Raw genomic sequence first — 16,058 nt, 5'->3', positions numbered from 1 at the left:
TTAATAACCCTGTGGACGCAGAGTTGTTTAGCGACGGCTAACATCAGATAATACCGGCCGCATTCATTCCAGCGATTTTCCTTGATGACTGAGTATCTGCTTCTTTTGATCAGCACCGTTCTGGTCAACAACTACGTTCTGGTGAAATTCCTCGGCTTATGCCCCTTTATGGGTGTATCAAGCAAGTTGGAAACCGCCATTGGCATGGGACTGGCGACCACGTTTGTGATCACGCTAGCCAGTGCCTGCGCCTATCTGGTCGAACACTATATCCTGATCCCGCTCGATATTGGTTATTTACGCATCTTGGCCTTTATTCTGGTGATTGCCGTGGTCGTGCAATTTACCGAAATGGTGGTACATAAAGCGAGCCCCAGCCTCTATCGCCTGCTCGGGATATTTCTGCCGCTGATCACCACCAACTGCGCCGTCTTGGCGGTGCCACTTCTTAACGTCAACAGCCATCACGACTTTATTCAAAGCGTGCTCTATGGTTTTGGCGCTGCCGCCGGCTTCTCGCTGGTGCTGGTGCTGTTTGCTGCCATGCGTGAGCGTCTTATCGCAGCCGACGTTCCGGCACCATTTCGCGGTGTCTCGATTGCCATGATCACCGCTGGCCTGATGTCGCTGGCGTTTATGGGCTTTACCGGCCTCATCAAGATGTAACTGCATGACTCATATTCTTATTGTGATAGTGGTCCTGACCCTGCTGGCACTGATCTTTGGTGTGCTGCTGGGGTTTGCGGCCGTGAAGTTTCGGGTCGAGGCCGATCCGATTGTCGATCAGATTGATGCTCTGCTGCCGCAAACCCAGTGCGGTCAGTGTGGCTATCCTGGCTGCAAGCCTTACGCCGAAGCGGTCGCCGGCGGCGATGTCATCAACAAGTGCGTACCCGGCGGCGAACCCACCATGCGCCGTATCGCCGAGTTGATGGGGGTAGATCCTCAACCAGTCGGAGACACGGCCGACGCCGCCGCGCCGGTCAAAAAGGTGGCATTTATTCATGAGGATCAGTGCATTGGCTGCACCAAGTGCATCCAGGCCTGTCCGGTGGATGCCATCATTGGCGCGACCAAGGCCATGCACACCGTGATTGCGTCCGAGTGTACCGGCTGCGATCTCTGCGTGGCCCCCTGCCCGACCGATTGTATTGAATTGATTCCTGTCGCCACCACGGTCGACAACTGGAAGTGGAACCTGTCGACCGTCCAGATCCCGGTCAAGGTGGTGGAGTAGTCATGCATTCCGTAATTGAACGTATCAAAGCCGGTGCCATGTGGGATTTTCATGGCGGCATTCACCCGGCAGAAAACAAGGATCAATCCAGCCATAGCCCGATCTGCGAAGCCGGCTTGCCGGATCAGCTGATCATCCCGGTGCGCCAGCACGCAGGTCCGGCCGGCGAGGTATTGGTCAAGGTGGGTGATCGGGTCAAAAAAGGGCAGCCGCTGACCGACTGGCGCGGCGGTCGCACCGTGCCGGTCCACGCATCCACCTCAGGCACTATCACCGCCATCGGCCCCCATACTGTGGCGCATCCGTCCGGCCTGGATGATCTCTGTATCACCCTCACGCCGGATGGCGATGATGAGTGGGTTGAGCGCACAGCGTGCGCCGATTATCAAGGCCTGGAGCGCAGCGAACTGCTCGCCCGCATCCAGCAAGCCGGCGTTGCGGGCCTTGGCGGCGCGGTATTTCCGACCCACAGCAAACTTGACGGACGTGGCCAGCGCACCGAGATCCTGATCATCAACGGCCTGGAGTGCGAGCCCTACATCAGCACCGATGATCGTCTGATGCGCGATTACGCGGCCGATATTCTCGAAGGCATTCGCGTGCTGCGCCATCTGCTCAAACCGAGACTGAGCCTGATCGGCGTCGAGGATAACAAGCCCGAGGCCGTGGCGGCGCTCAATGCCGAAATCCGCGAGGATGACATTCAGGTCAAGGTGACCCCGACCAAATACCCGTCGGGCGGCGCCAAACAAACCATCGAAATTCTCACCGGCCGTCAGGTACCCAAAGGGGGACGTGCGGTCGATATCGGCATCATGGTGCTCAACGTCGCCACCGTATTTGCCATCAAGCGGGCCGTGATTAACGGTGAGCCGCTGCTGGAGCGTCTGGTCACCCTGACCGGCAACAGCTTCGGCCATCAGGGCAATGTCTGGGTTCGTCTCGGCACGCCGGTGCGCTGGCTACTGCGCCGCTTTGATCTGCGTCCCGAATCCGAGCAGCGGGTGATCATGGGTGGCCCCATGATGGGCTTTACCTTGCCCCATGCCATGGTGCCGGTGGTCAAGGCAACCAACTGCCTGCTGGCGCCCACCAAGGCCGAGCTGCCGCCGCCTGGACCCGAGCAGGCCTGCATTCGCTGCAGCGCCTGCGCCGATGCCTGTCCGGCCAGTCTGCTCCCCCAAGAGCTCTACTGGTACAGCCGGGCGCGTGAATATGACAAGGTTGAGCAGCTTAATCTGTTTGACTGCATCGAATGTGGCGCCTGCGCCTGGGTGTGCCCGAGCGAAATTCCTTTGGTGCAGTACTACAAAATTGCCAAGGATGATATTCGCGAAACCCGCCGGGAAACCCAGCGCGCCGAACGTGCCAAGCTGCGTTTTGAGGCCAAGCAGGCTCGCTTTGAGCGCGAAAAAGCGGCGCGTGAAGCGCGCCATTCACAGGCTGCTGCCAGCCGTCGTCAAGCCATGACCAGTGCGGCCGGCGGAGAAGATCCGGTTGCGGCGGCGCTGGCTCGCATCAAGGCCAAAGAGGCGACCGCAACCACGGTGGGTACCCTGCCTGATGGCCAGCCGGATAACCGCGCCGCGATTGTGCTGCGCGAAGAGCGCAAGCGTGAAGCACTGGCTAGGCGAGCCAGCAAGCAGGCCGAGCAAGCCGATGTCACGTCGCATAGCGAGGTGCTCGCAACCGGCGATGCCAGCGACAGCAAACAGGCCGCGATTGCTGCGGCATTGGCTCGGGCCAAAGCCAAGCGAGCCGCCGACACCCAACCGGTTACCGCGCCAGTCGCAGCAACCGATAGTGATGATGGCGAGGCCCGCAAGAAGGCTGCTGTCGCCGCAGCCCTGGCCCGCGCTAAAGCCAAACGCGCTACTGAGATTGCCTCGGCTGGCGAATCGACAGTTGCAGCGCCGCAAACGGCAGAGCCGGTAGCAACCGACAGTGATGATGCCGACGTCCGCAAGAAGGCCGCCGTCGCCGCTGCGCTGGCCCGTGCTAAAGCCAAACGCGCCGCTGACACTGCCTCGGCAGGCGAATCGACAGTTGCAGCGCCGCAAACGGCCGAGCCGGTTGCAACAATCGGCATTGATGATGCCGACGCACGCAAGAAGGCTGCCGTCGCCGCTGCGCTGGCCCGCGCTAAAGCCAAACGCGCCGCTGACACCACTTCTGCTGGCGAATCGACAGTTGCAGCGCCGCAAACGGCCGAGCCGGCCGCTGCCGACAGTGACGACCCCGAGGCCCGTAAAAAGGCTGCCGTCGCCGCTGCGCTGGCCCGTGCTAAAGCCAAACGCGCCGCTGACACCGCCTTGGCTGGCGAATCGATAGTTGCAGCGCCGCAAACGGCCGAGCAGGCCGCTGCCCACAGTGACGATCCCGAGGCCCGTAAGAAAGCCGCCGTAGCCGCTGCCATCGCCCGCGCCAAGGCCAAGAAGGCGGCATCCCAACTCTCTGACTCCGAAAAGGTGGGTGACTGATGTTCAAGATTGCGAGCGCACCCTTTGATCACAATCGCAAACAAACCTCGGTCCTGATGGGCCTGGTATTGCTGGCTTGCCTACCCGGCGTGCTGGCGCAGACATGGTTTTTTGGCTGGGGAACCCTGATCCAGATCCTGCTGGCAACTCTCACGGCATGCCTGAGTGAAGCGGCTATTTTGAAACTGCGCCAACGCGCCGTGATGCCTGCCCTGTGGGATGGCAGCGCCGTGGTGACCGCCATATTGATCGCGGTATCCATTCCGCCGTTTACCCCCTGGTGGATGGCGGTGATCGGCACAGCCTTTGCCATCGTGGTGGCCAAGCAGCTCTATGGTGGCTTGGGACAAAATCTGTTCAATCCGGCCATGGTGGCCTATGTGCTGCTACTGATTTCGTTCCCGGTACACATGACCAATTGGATGCCACCGCTCGGTGTGCGTGCTCATGAGATTGGCTTTTTTGATGCCTGGATGACCATTTTCACCGGTCATAGCCTCGATGGATTCAGCATGCTACAGCTGCGCCAGGGCATCGACGGCACCACCATGGCCACGCCGCTCGATACCTTCAAAACCGGTCTGGGTCAGGGCTTTGTCAGCACTGAGATCCTGCGTAGCCCGCTTTACCAAAGCGGTACCGGTGTTGGCTGGAGCTGGGTCAACCTTGCCTATCTGTTGGGCGGGCTGTTTTTATTGCAGCAAAAAGTGATCCAGTGGCGTATCCCCGTGGCGGTGATCGCCGGGCTGCTGATTGCCTCGACCATTGGCTGGATGGCCACCCCCGATAAGGCGGCCACGCCGCTACTGCATCTTCTGAGCGGCGCCACCATGCTCGGGGCCTTCTTTATCGCTACCGATCCGGTCAGTGCCAGCACCACGCCGCGCGGACGACTGATCTACGGCGTGATGATTGGTGCGCTGGTGTATATCATTCGCCGCTTCGGAGGTTATCCGGACGCTTTTGCCTTTGCGATTTTGCTGGCCAACCTGTGCGTTCCCCTGATTGACAGTCTGACCCGTCCTTCGGTGTATGGTCAGCGCAAGGGAGGTGCCGGTAAATGATCCGCAGCATGAGTAAGAACGGGGCCATCCTCGGCGCCTTTGCGCTGGTGTGTACCGCCGTGGTGGCACTGACCAATCAGCTGACCGCCGGACGAATCGAGCAGCAGCATCAGCAGGAGAAGCTGGCCACCTTGTCAGCCCTGCTACCAGCCGGCAGTTATGATAACGATCTGGTGGGTAGTTGCCGGATGGTCAGCAGCAGCCAATACCTTGGTAGCAACCAGCCGATGCCGCTGTATACGGCGGCACTGGGCGATAAGGTGACCGCTTATGCGCTAGAAACCATCGCTCCCGATGGCTACAGTGGGGCCATTCGCTTGGCTGTTGGCTTTAAAACGGATGGTACTGTCACCGCTGTGCGGGTGCTCGAGCATAAAGAGACCCCAGGCCTTGGCGATAAAATCGAGTTGAAAAAATCGCACTGGATAGAAAGCTTTAATGGCCGCACACTCACCAGTGACAATGCTGCAAGCTGGGCCGTGAAGAAAGATGGCGGCGATTTTGATGCCTTCACTGGCGCCACCATCACGCCGCGCGCCGTGGTCAAAGCGGTCAAACGGGTGCTACTGATGCAAACTGAACATCCTGAGCTGCTTGATAACGCGCCGACCTGTGCCGAGTAAGGGAGAGCTAGTATGAATGAAGAGTTCAAGAGCCTGCTCCAGCAAGGGCTCTGGAAAAATAACCCGTCACTGGTGCAAGTGCTGGGCCTGTGCCCGACCATGGCGGTCACCTCAACCCTCACCAACGCATTGGGCCTGGGGTTAGCGACCCTGGTGGTGCTGACGCTCTCCAACCTTGCCATCTCGCTGGTGCGCAACTACGTGCCCAAGGATATCCGGATCCCGGTGTATGTCCTGATCATTGCGGCCTTGGTAACGTGCGTGCAACTGCTGATGAACGCCTACACCTACAGCCTCTATCAGGCACTGGGCATCTTCATCGCCCTGATCGTCACCAACTGCATCATCATCGGCCGCGCCGAAGCCTATGCGGTAAAAAACCCGCCACTGCTGGCCGCACTCGACGGTTTGATGATGGGGCTTGGCTTTACCTTGGTCCTGTCGGTGCTGGGGGCTATGCGTGAGATCATTGGCATGGGTAGTCTGTTTGATGGTGCCGAGCAGCTGCTTGGCAGCTGGGCGAGCGTGCTGCGTATTCAACTGTATGCAGCCGATTCGGCATGGATGATCGCTATCCTCCCCCCCGGTGGATTTATCGGATTGGGCTTGCTGATTGCCGCCAAAAACGCCATCAATGAACGTCGCCAAGTGCAACGCGCCCCAACCCAGGCTCACTGCAGCGTACCGACGGCAACCGTGCGCGCGACTGAGCTGTAAAGGAGTCTTGTGAACAACCAGAAACGTCGCCAGATCCTGGAGCGGCTGCGCGCCGATAATCCACAGCCCACGACCGAGCTAGCCTACACGACCCCGTTTGAGCTGCTGATTGCGGTGATCCTGTCAGCCCAGGCGACCGATGTGAGCGTCAACAAGGCCACTACCCTGCTCTATCCAGATGCCAACACGCCGGCCGCCATCCTGGCGCTCGGCGTGGAAGGGCTCAAGCCTTATATCAAGACCATTGGTCTTTACAATGCCAAGGCCGAGAACATCATCAAAACCTGCGCCATCCTGCTTGAGCGGCACGGTGGCGAGGTGCCCGAAAACCGTGAAGCACTGGAAGCCCTGCCTGGTGTCGGCCGCAAGACCGCCAACGTGGTGCTCAATACCGCCTTTGGCTGGCCGACAATCGCCGTGGACACCCATATTTTTCGTGTTTCCAACCGCACCGGCTTTGCCCCCGGCAAGAACGTGGATGCGGTGGAAGAGCGCCTGCTCAAAGTGGTACCGGCCGAATTCAAGCTCGATGTGCATCACTGGCTGATATTGCACGGGCGTTATACCTGTCTGGCTCGCAAACCGCGCTGCGGCTCCTGTATCATTGAGGACCTGTGCGAATACAAAGAAAAAGTCTACCCGGAGAACTGAAAATGAGAATTCTGCATACCATGCTGCGTGTCGGCGATCTGCAACGCTCTATCGACTTCTACACCCGCATTCTTGGCATGAAGCTGCTGCGTCAGAGTGAAAATACCGAGTACAAATACAGCCTGGCCTTCGTCGGTTTCGGTGATGAAAAAGATGAAGCGGTGATTGAGCTTACCTACAACTGGGGCGTCAGCGAATACAATTTAGGCTCCGCCTATGGTCACATCGCCCTGGAAGCAGACGATATCTACGCCACTTGTGAAGCACTGCGCAGTGCTGGCGCCAAGATCACCCGTGAGCCGGGTCCGGTTAAAGGCGGCACCACCGTTATCGCATTTGTCGAAGATCCGGATGGTTACAAGATTGAGCTTATCGCCAAGAAAGATGCCGGTCACGGCCTTGGCAAGAGCGTTTAACCGCGCTTGAGGGAGCCTCCACGGCTCCCTCGCTGTTTACTCCTTCCCTTCCCTGCTTTACCTTTCCTGCTTTCGCAAAAATACCGCCAGCCCTGATCGGATATTACATTCAACATGCCCTGAACATCATCAGATAGGCAGAATGTGATGGTTTGCTATTGCTGATATAAAGAAAGCCGGCTGTCGGCCGGCTTTCACATACAAATAGTAAAAATCCACCTCTTGAAGAGGTGGCTTTAAAGAGGGGCTCCCTAGAAGGGAGCCTTGTTCGTCTTAATCCTGTAACAACTCCATCTGCTGTTCGTATTCCTGATCCTTCTTATCCTGATACCTCACATAACGCCTTATAATCTCTTCGTTCACTCCAACCGTGTCCGCAAAGTAACCCCTTGCCCAGAAGTGATTGCCCCAAAGCTTTTTTCGTATATGTGGAAATTTGTTATAGAGGCGAATAGCACTGCGTCCTTTCAGGACGCCCATTAGCGTCGATATCGACAGTTTTGGCGGCATCATCACGACCAAATGGACATGATCTGACTGCACATTCAATTCCAATACCTCGCAATCTTTCATATTGCACAGTATGTAAATTGAACGATAAAGCTCTTTCCCTACTGCTCCCGTCAAGATCTTATAGCGATATTTAGGTGTCCAAACCAAGTGGTATTTGCAACGCCAAAACACATGTGCTGAACTTCTGTAACTGCTCATGTCAGTGATTTCCTTCTTACTTGTGGTGAGTAAGAGAAGATCCTCTGGCATGGGCTTTCTTCAGGCTATAGCCTCACAGGAATAAAAAAGGAGGCCTAAGCCTCCTTTTCATCATGACGACTCGGCAATTAAGCCAGAGCAGCCTTAGCCTTTTCGACCAGAGCGGTGAAAGCCACCTTGTCGTGAACGGCGATGTCAGCGAGGATCTTGCGATCGATCTCGATGGAAGCCTTCTTCAGACCGTCGATCAGACGGCTGTAGGACAGACCGTTCTGACGGGAAGCCGCGTTGATACGGGCGATCCACAGTTGACGGAACTGACGCTTCTTCTGACGACGGTCACGATAGGCATACTGACCTGCCTTGGTTACCGCTTGTACCGCTACGCGGTATACGCGGGAACGGGCACCGTAGTAACCCTTGGCAGCCTTCAGAACTTTCTTGTGACGAGCACGAGCGGTCACACCACGTTTAACTCTTGGCATTTTTCACACCCCTCTCTTATGCGTACGGCAGGCAAGCAACAACACGTTTGTGGTCAGCGGCGGAGACCATGGTCTTCGGGCCCAGCTGACGCTTACGCTTGCTGCTCTTCTTGGTCAGGATGTGACGCAGGTGGGCGTGCTTGCACTTGAAGCCACCAGAGCCAGTCTTCTTGAAGCGCTTGGCGGCGCCCCGGTCGGTTTTGATTTTCGGCATTTCGAACTCCGCATTGTCTATAACAACAAAATAATTAGGCGAATTCTGTCATGAGGCATGCCCCACGACAGGATCTCTTGTGGGCCTGATTACTTCTTCTTGGGTGCGAGGACCATCACTGCTTGACGGCCTTCGACTTTCGGGAAAGCTTCAACCACGGCCAGCTCTTCCAGGTCGGCCTTGACGCGCTCCAGCACCTTGATACCAAGGTCTTGGTGGGCCATTTCACGACCACGGAAGCGCAAGGTAACCTTGGCCTTGTCGCCTTCCTCGAGAAAGCGAATCAGGTTGCGCAGTTTTACCTGATAGTCGCCTTCATCGGTGCCAGGACGGAATTTGATTTCCTTCACCTGGACAACTTTCTGCTTCTTCTTCTGCTCTTTGGCAGTCTTACTCTTTTCGTAGAGGAACTTGCCGTAATCCATGATCCGGCAAACCGGCGGCTCTGCGTTGGGACTGATCTCGACCAGATCCACCATGGCCTCAGCGGCCAGATTCAAGGCCTCTTGAATACTGACGACACCCAGGGCCTCGCCCTCAATACCCACCAGACGTACTTCTTTCAGCCGAATTTCGGTATTGATTCGATGAGCACGGGCTTGCGGTTGCTTGCCCAGTTTTTTTCCGCCTTTTATAGCTTATTCCTCCACTCTCTTTTGTCCGCGGGACTGAACTTCTTGGGTGAGCAGTGAAATCAGCTCGTCAACGGGATACGTTCCCAGGTCAGCCCCCTTGCGAGTACGCACAGCAATTTTGCCGGATTCGACCTCTTTGTCGCCGCAAACCAGCATAAAAGGTACTCGCTTCAAAGTATGCTCGCGGATTTTAAAGCCAATCTTCTCATTTCTCAAGTCTGCCTTGGCGCGAAGGCCCGCATCATTCAATGCTTTGGCGACTTGAAGAGCATAATCAGCCTGATTATCCGTGATATTCATGACAACCGCCTGAGTCGGTGCCAGCCAGGTTGGGAAGAAGCCAGCATATTCTTCGGTCAAAATACCGATGAAACGCTCGATGGAGCCCAAAATGGCACGGTGGATCATCACCGGCACATGGCGCTCGTTGTCTTCACCCACATAGGTGGCGCCAAGACGGCCCGGTAGTGCAAAGTCGAGCTGCACAGTACCACATTGCCAAGCGCGATCCAGGCAATCGTGCAAAGTAAATTCAATTTTCGGGCCGTAGAAGGCGCCTTCACCCGGTTGCAGGTCATATTTCAGACCGTTTTGGGTCAGGGCTTCAGCCAGGGCCGATTCGGCGCGATCCCACATCTCGTCAGAGCCAATACGCTGCTCAGGACGAGTGGAGAGCTTGACCACGATATTTTCAAAACCAAAGGTGCCGTATACGTCATAAACCATACGGATGCAGCTGGACACTTCGTCCATCACCTGTGCTTCGGTACAGAAAATGTGGGCGTCATCTTGGGTAAAACCGCGCACACGCATCAGGCCGTGCAAGGATCCGGACGGCTCATTGCGATGGCAAGAGCCAAATTCGGCCATGCGCAGCGGCAGATCGCGGTAAGACTTCAGGCCCTGATTGAAGATCTGTACGTGACCCGGGCAGTTCATCGGTTTGATAGCGTATTCACGGTTTTCCGACTGGGTAGTGAACATGGCCTGGGCATACTTGTCCCAGTGGCCAGAGCGCTCCCACAGAACACGATCCATCATGAACGGTCCCTTGACCTCTTGATAGTCGTACTCTTTCAGCTTGCCACGAATAAAGGTTTCCAGCTCGCGGAAGATGGTCCAGCCGTCGTTGTGCCAGAACACCATGCCCGGCGCTTCTTCCTGCATGTGATACAGGTCGAGTTGTTTGCCGATCTTGCGGTGGTCGCGCTTGGCGGCCTCTTCCAGGCGTTGCAGGTACGCCTTCAGCTGCTTCTTGTCAGCCCAGGCAGTCCCGTAGATACGCTGCAGCATCTTGTTGCTGGAGTCGCCACGCCAGTAGGCACCGGAGATCTTTTGCAATTTGAAATGATGGCAGTGACGCATGTTAGGCACGTGCGGGCCGCGGCACATGTCAATGTACTCTTCGTGATGGTACAGACCCGGGCGATCGTCACGCGCGATATTCTGGTCGAGGATCTCCATCTTGTAGCTTTCGCCGCGCGCTTCGAACGCATCGCGCGCCTCCTGCCAGGAGACCTTCTTCTTGATAACGTCGTAATCCTTGGATGCCAGCTCAAGCATGCGTGCTTCCAGGGCAGCCAGATCCTCGTCACTCAGAGCGCGATCGAGATCCACATCATAGTAGAAACCGTTATCGATAACCGGGCCTATCGCCATCTTGGTCTGCGGCCACAGTTGCTTGATAGCGTGACCGAGCAGGTGCGCGCAGGAGTGGCGGATGATGTCCAGCCCTTCTTCATCCTTGGCGGTAATGATCGAAAGCGCGGCATCGTGTTCGATCAATTCACAGGCGTCGACCAGCTCACCATCGATACGACCGGCCACACACGCTTTGGCCAGACCGGGACCGATGTCGGCGGCGACATCCATGACAGAAACAGGTTGGGAGAATTGACGCTGGCTGCCGTCAGGCAGGGTAATGATTGGCATCTTGAAATCCTTGTACAGTGGTGACCCACACCAAAGGCCACATGCAACGAGAGTGAAATCGGTTGAAGTGATAACACGCCGTCACCTGACTGTTCGCTTTACTCTGCAAACACGCCGGGAATGGAGATCCAGAGGATATCCCATGTGAGCGGTCAGGTGATGGGGCATGGTAGCAGATGAAATTGCTGATGGGGTAACAAAAACCGCCACTTTTTTGCCATGGCGGTCATTTATTGGCCACTCAGTGACGGGTCTGACCGTCCTGTTTGTAACAGTACCAACGCCAGAAGGCAGCGGCTTCATCCGCCGTGGCAGACATGTTGTTGCGGGTGCCCGCTCGAGCCAAATGCGCCAAGACCAGATAGGCTTGCTCCAGACTCAACACATGGGCATCAACAGGTTCTTGTAACCAGTGCGGTAAGTGGCTCATGGTGGCCTCCCTGACTTGGCCGGCGATACTGCGCCAAGTCATGCAGGATATCTGCCATCTTGCTCACACTTTGACTCTCCAAGATTGACCTTGTGTCCCTAACAGGGTGTCCAACTCCCCCTCGGGAAAACGGCTCTCCCCCGCCTCTCGCAACTGCACCTGACGCAGCACCCACAGCGCGGTGTCATTGCCAGCCGAGGCGGCGCGCACCAACCAGCGTTTGCCCTTTTCCCACTCAGGCACCCCTTTTACGCCCAGCAAGCAGAGCAAGCCAAGCTTAAGCTGGGCCACCACCTGACCTGAGGACGCCGCCGACTCCATCCATTGATAGGCTTTGTTCAGATCTTGTTCCACCCCGTTGCCACGCAGATAGGCCTCTGCCAGCAAATATTGCCCCTCCCCGCTGCCACGCTGCGCTGCATCGCGATACATAGAGATAGCCTTGGGATTGTCCTGCTCAACGCCACTACCTTGTGCATAAGCGTGCGCCAACATGACCTGCGCGTTCACATCCCCCTCAGCCGCCATCTTGCCCCAGATGCGCACCGCCACATCAAACTTGCCCTGCTGCCAAGCATTTTTTGCTTCCTGCCAAGGGTCATGGGCTAACACCCGCCAGAGCGTAGCAACAATAAACCCCACAAACAGGGCCCGCGACAGGGTGAATTTGGCTGATGAGGTCATGACAAACTCCGTGATAAGCATCACATTGCTTGTAGCAGAGAGGTTAACGGCAAAGCAAGTGGTCAAAACAAAAAGAAGGCCCCCGCGATGCGAGGGCCAAGCCAACGGAAACGTGCTTAAACAGAGCTGTGCATTGGCCTGCCTCACTTACAACGCCAGTTCGAAGACGGGGATGCACGGGACCAATTTATGCAACCAAAAATGTTGCGTCAATGTAAAAATTAGAGCTTAGGCTTTAATTTTTACTGTTCGATAGGTGAGTGTCGGTTTTTCGATAAACGTTATCTTACGAATCCATTCGCTATTGAAAGATTTATCTGTTATGCCTTTGACAAGGGACTCATTCACATGTCAAAAATAATTTAACAGTCAGTAACATAGAAACCGGTCATGGCAGCATTTGCGCTTCATCACGTAAAGACGCAATGCAAAGTAAAGATTGTCGGTTTCATTACACAGTGAGGTGGCAGGTAGGCTTAACTTAAAAAGAAAATGTGACAACTCGTAGGCAGTGATTCTCTTTTGGGGTAAGCGTCTTCTTATACGGAGGTATTGGTTATGGGCATCTTCGAGCACTACCAACAACGCTACGAAAAAGCCAGGGAAGAGGAGTACACCATCCAGGAGTTCCTGACGATGTGTAAACAGGACAAGTCCTGCTACGCATCAGCGGCCGAGCGCTTGCTTGCCGCCATCGGCGAACCCGAGATGATTGACACATCCACCAATCCGAGACTGAGCCGGATATTTTCCAACCGGGTAATCGGCCGTTATCCAGCCTTCAAGGACTTCTACGGCATGGAGGAGGCCATTGAGCAGATCGTCTCCTACCTCAAGCACGCAGCCCAAGGCCTTGAAGAGAAAAAGCAAATTCTCTATCTGCTCGGCCCGGTCGGCGGCGGTAAGTCATCTCTGGCTGAGAAGCTCAAAGCATTGATGCAAAAGATGCCTGTCTATCGAATCAAGGGATCTCCGGTCAACGATCACCCGTTCTGCCTGTTTGATATTGATGAAGATGGTGAGTTGCTTGAGCGCGAATACGGTATACCACGTCGCTATTTGCGTCCGATTATGTCGCCGTGGGTTGCAAAACGTCTGCATGAGTTCGGCGGCGACATCACCAAGTTCAAGATTGAAAAGGTCAATCCATCCATTCTTGACCAAATTGCCATCGCCAAGACCGAGCCAGGCGATGAGAACAATCAGGACATCTCTTCCTTAGTGGGCAAGGTCGATATCCGCATGCTGGAGCATTATGCCCAGGATGACGCCGACGCCTACTCCTACTCCGGAGCCCTGTGCAAAGCCAACCAGGGGCTGATGGAGTTCGTTGAAATGTTCAAGGCACCTATCAAGGTGTTGCACCCGCTGCTGACTGCCACCCAGGAAGGGAACTACAACGGCACCGAAGGCATTTCGGCGCTGCCGTTCGAGGGGATCATCCTCGCCCACTCCAACGAGTCCGAGTGGCAACAGTTCAAGAACAACAAAAACAATGAGGCGTTCCTCGACCGGGTTTACATCGTGAAGGTGCCCTACTGCCTGCGCGTCTCAGAAGAGGTGAAGATCTATGAAAAACTGCTGTTCAATAGCCAACTGACCGAAGCCAAATGCGCGCCAGGCACTCTCGAGTTGCTTGGCCAGTTCTCGGTGCTTTCGCGCCTCAAAGAGCCGGAAAACTCCAGCCTCTACTCCAAGATGCGGGTCTACGATGGTGAAAGCCTCAAAGACACCGATCCCAAGGCCAAGAGCTATCAGGAATACCGCGATTACGCCGGTGTGGATGAAGGGATGAACGGCCTCTCAACCCGCTTTGCGTTCAAGATCCTCTCGCGAGTATTTAACTTTGACCACGCAGAAGTGGCGGCAAACCCGGTGCATCTTTTCTATGTGCTGGAGCAGCAGATTGAGCGCGAGCAATTCCCGCAAGAGTTGCACGATCGCTACCTTGAGTTCATCAAGGGCTATCTCATCCCGCGCTATGTGGAGTTCATCGGCAAGGAGATCCAGACTGCCTACCTCGAAAGCTATTCCGAGTATGGCCAGAACATCTTCGATCGCTACGTGACCTACGCCGACTTCTGGATCCAGGATCAGGAATACCGCGATCCGGAAACCGGACAGCTATTTGATCGCTCAGCCCTTAACAGTGAGTTGGAGAAGATTGAAAAACCGGCAGGGATCAGTAACCCGAAGGATTTTCGAAACGAAATCGTCAACTTCGTGCTGCGGGCCCGCGCCAATAATGCTGGTCGCAACCCGACCTGGACCAGTTACGAGAAGCTGCGCACTGTGATTGAGAAGAAGATGTTCTCCAATACCGAAGAGCTGCTGCCGGTTATCTCGTTTAACAGCAAGACCTCGGCCGAGGAGCAGAAGAAGCACGACAACTTTGTCGAGCGCATGATGGAGAAAGGCTATACCCGCAAACAGGTGCGCCTGCTCTCTGAGTGGTATCTGAGGGTGCGTAAGTCATCCTGAGCCAACTAAGGCCAAGGGGGGAAAATGGCGCATTTCATTGATCGCAGACTTAACGGCAAAAACAAAAGCGCTGTCAACCGGCAGCGCTTTATCCGCCGCTATAAAAAACAGATCAAACAGGCTGTCTCGGATGCTGTGACCAAACGCAGCATCATGGACGTGGACAAGGGCGAAAGCATCAGCATCCCGACCCGCGATATCACCGAGCCGGTATTTCATCAGGGTCGTGGCGGCCAGCGGGAGATGGTACACCCGGGCAACGATCAGTTTGTCTCCGGTGACAAGATTGACCGCCCCCAAGGAGGGGGCGGTGGAGGCGGCGCGGGTGAAGGCCAAGCCTCCAATCAGGGGGATGGTAGCGACGACTTCGTCTTTCAGATCTCCAAAGACGAATACCTTGATCTGTTGTTCGAAGATTTGGAGCTGCCCAATTTACAGCAAACCCAGCTCAATCAATTGATGGAGGTGAAAACCTACCGGGCCGGCTACACCTCAAGCGGCGTACCGACCAACATCAACGTGGTGCGCTCGTTACAAAACTCGCTGGCGCGCCGTATCGCCTTGCAGGCTGGTAAAAAACGCCAATTGCGGGAGATGGAGGCGCAACTGGCTGCCTTGATGGAAGATCCTACCGAGCATCAAGCAGACATTGCCTTGCTCGAAAAGGAGATCCGTGAGCTGCGCAAGCGTATCGACGCGGTGCCGTTTATCGACACCTTTGATTTGAAGTTCAACAACTTCGTCAAGCGTCCAGTGCCTTCCAGCCAGGCGGTCATGTTTTGCCTGATGGACGTGTCAGGCTCAATGGATCAGGCCACCAAGGACATGGCCAAACGCTTTTATATCTTGCTCTACCTGTTTTTGACTCGCACTTACAAGAATGTGGAGGTGGTCTATATCCGCCACCATACCCAGGCCAAGGAGGTGGATGAACACGAGTTTTTCTACTCTCAGGAAACCGGCGGCACCATAGTATCGAGTGCCATCAAGATGATGGGCGAGATCATGAATGCCCGTTATCCGGCCTCGCAATGGAACATCTACGCTGCACAAGCTTCGGATGGGGATAACTGGGCGGATGATTCACCACTGTGCAAGGAGCTGCTTATCAAGGAGATCCTGCCCAAGGTGCGTTATTACTCCTATATCGAGATCACTACCCGCGCCCACCAGACTCTGTGGTACGAATATGAAACGGTGGCACGGCAGTTCCCCCATTTTGCCATGGAGCACATCCGCAAGCTGGAAGATATCTACCCGGTGTTCCGGGAGCTGTTTCGCAAACAGGCAGCCTGAGG

17 protein-coding genes are annotated in these 16,058 nt (G+C 55.7%); 10 read left to right on the top strand and 7 right to left on the bottom strand.

The genetic code is table 11. The features are described 5' to 3' along the window. The first annotated feature begins 84 nt into the window (after window positions 1–84). The 8 genes from rsxA to gloA are packed head-to-tail and all read left to right on the top strand — an operon-like array spanning window position 85 to window position 7,188. Window positions 85–666, top strand: coding sequence for an electron transport complex subunit RsxA (rsxA, locus tag BW958_RS04075; RefSeq protein ID WP_076574450.1), 582 nt, complete (start codon window positions 85–87; stop codon window positions 664–666). 4 nt (window positions 667–670) lie between these two features. After that, window positions 671–1,237, top strand: a complete 567-nt coding sequence (gene rsxB, locus BW958_RS04070) for an electron transport complex subunit RsxB (protein ID WP_076574449.1) — start codon at window positions 671–673, stop codon at window positions 1,235–1,237. A 2-nt stretch (window positions 1,238–1,239) separates the two neighbouring features. After that, window positions 1,240–3,717: an electron transport complex subunit RsxC gene (rsxC, locus tag BW958_RS04065; RefSeq protein WP_076574448.1), complete on the top strand. Its 2,478-nt coding sequence runs from the start codon at window positions 1,240–1,242 to the stop codon at window positions 3,715–3,717. After that, the gene (rsxD, locus tag BW958_RS04060; protein ID WP_083687232.1) at window positions 3,717–4,781 is read left to right on the top strand and encodes an electron transport complex subunit RsxD; all 1,065 of its coding nucleotides are present in this window, start codon (window positions 3,717–3,719) and stop codon (window positions 4,779–4,781) included. Before rsxC ends, rsxD begins: the two co-directional genes overlap by 1 nt. Beyond that, window positions 4,778–5,404 (top strand): electron transport complex subunit RsxG, encoded by a 627-nt coding sequence (gene rsxG, locus BW958_RS20265; protein ID WP_076574446.1) that lies wholly within the window; start codon window positions 4,778–4,780, stop codon window positions 5,402–5,404. The genes rsxD and rsxG overlap by 4 nt, the downstream gene beginning before the upstream one ends. Before the next feature lie 12 nt (window positions 5,405–5,416). Further along, window positions 5,417–6,121 carry an electron transport complex subunit E gene (locus tag BW958_RS20260; protein WP_076574445.1) on the top strand — a complete coding sequence of 235 codons (705 nt, stop codon included), beginning with the start codon at window positions 5,417–5,419 and terminating at the stop codon, window positions 6,119–6,121. Window positions 6,122–6,130: 9 nt separating this feature from the next. Further along, entirely contained in the window at window positions 6,131–6,772 is a 642-nt protein-coding gene (nth, locus tag BW958_RS04045) for an endonuclease III (RefSeq protein WP_076574444.1), read from the top strand. A gap of 2 nt (window positions 6,773–6,774) precedes the next feature. After that, window positions 6,775–7,188, top strand: coding sequence for a lactoylglutathione lyase (gloA, locus tag BW958_RS04040; RefSeq protein WP_076574443.1), 414 nt, complete (start codon window positions 6,775–6,777; stop codon window positions 7,186–7,188). 273 nt (window positions 7,189–7,461) lie between these two features. Here the strand turns inward: gloA and tnpA are convergent, their stop codons facing one another. From tnpA to BW958_RS04005, 7 genes are all read right to left on the bottom strand, one after another. Then, window positions 7,462–7,899, bottom strand: coding sequence for an IS200/IS605 family transposase (gene tnpA, locus BW958_RS04035; RefSeq protein WP_076574676.1), 438 nt, complete (start codon window positions 7,897–7,899; stop codon window positions 7,462–7,464). A 128-nt stretch (window positions 7,900–8,027) separates the two neighbouring features. Next, entirely contained in the window at window positions 8,028–8,384 is a 357-nt protein-coding gene (gene rplT / locus BW958_RS04030; RefSeq protein WP_076574442.1) for a 50S ribosomal protein L20, read from the bottom strand. 16 nt (window positions 8,385–8,400) lie between these two features. Next, complete coding sequence (rpmI, locus tag BW958_RS04025; protein WP_076574441.1) at window positions 8,401–8,598, bottom strand: 50S ribosomal protein L35; 198 nt, start codon at window positions 8,596–8,598, stop codon at window positions 8,401–8,403. Between the two features lie 89 nt (window positions 8,599–8,687). Further along, entirely contained in the window at window positions 8,688–9,215 is a 528-nt protein-coding gene (infC, locus tag BW958_RS04020; RefSeq protein ID WP_256701845.1) for a translation initiation factor IF-3, read from the bottom strand. A 21-nt stretch (window positions 9,216–9,236) separates the two neighbouring features. Next, window positions 9,237–11,165, bottom strand: coding sequence for a threonine--tRNA ligase (gene thrS / locus BW958_RS04015; protein ID WP_076574439.1), 1,929 nt, complete (start codon window positions 11,163–11,165; stop codon window positions 9,237–9,239). Between the two features lie 241 nt (window positions 11,166–11,406). Continuing rightward, entirely contained in the window at window positions 11,407–11,595 is a 189-nt protein-coding gene (locus BW958_RS04010) for a hypothetical protein (protein ID WP_076574438.1), read from the bottom strand. A gap of 63 nt (window positions 11,596–11,658) precedes the next feature. Continuing rightward, window positions 11,659–12,279 (bottom strand): tetratricopeptide repeat protein, encoded by a 621-nt coding sequence (locus tag BW958_RS04005; protein ID WP_076574437.1) that lies wholly within the window; start codon window positions 12,277–12,279, stop codon window positions 11,659–11,661. Window positions 12,280–12,837: 558 nt separating this feature from the next. On the opposite strand from BW958_RS04005, the gene BW958_RS04000 reads away from it, so the two are divergent. Further along, window positions 12,838–14,760, top strand: a complete 1,923-nt coding sequence (locus BW958_RS04000) for a PrkA family serine protein kinase (protein ID WP_076574436.1) — start codon at window positions 12,838–12,840, stop codon at window positions 14,758–14,760. A gap of 24 nt (window positions 14,761–14,784) precedes the next feature. Continuing rightward, window positions 14,785–16,056, top strand: coding sequence for a YeaH/YhbH family protein (locus BW958_RS03995; RefSeq protein WP_076574435.1), 1,272 nt, complete (start codon window positions 14,785–14,787; stop codon window positions 16,054–16,056). Window positions 16,057–16,058 lie beyond the last annotated feature (2 nt).

The organism is Aeromonas sp. RU39B, from assembly GCF_900156095.1.
Lineage (GTDB): Bacteria > Pseudomonadota > Gammaproteobacteria > Enterobacterales > Aeromonadaceae > Aeromonas.
Note: the sequence above shows the minus strand (reverse complement) of the source record. Positions and strands in the feature narration are given on the sequence as shown.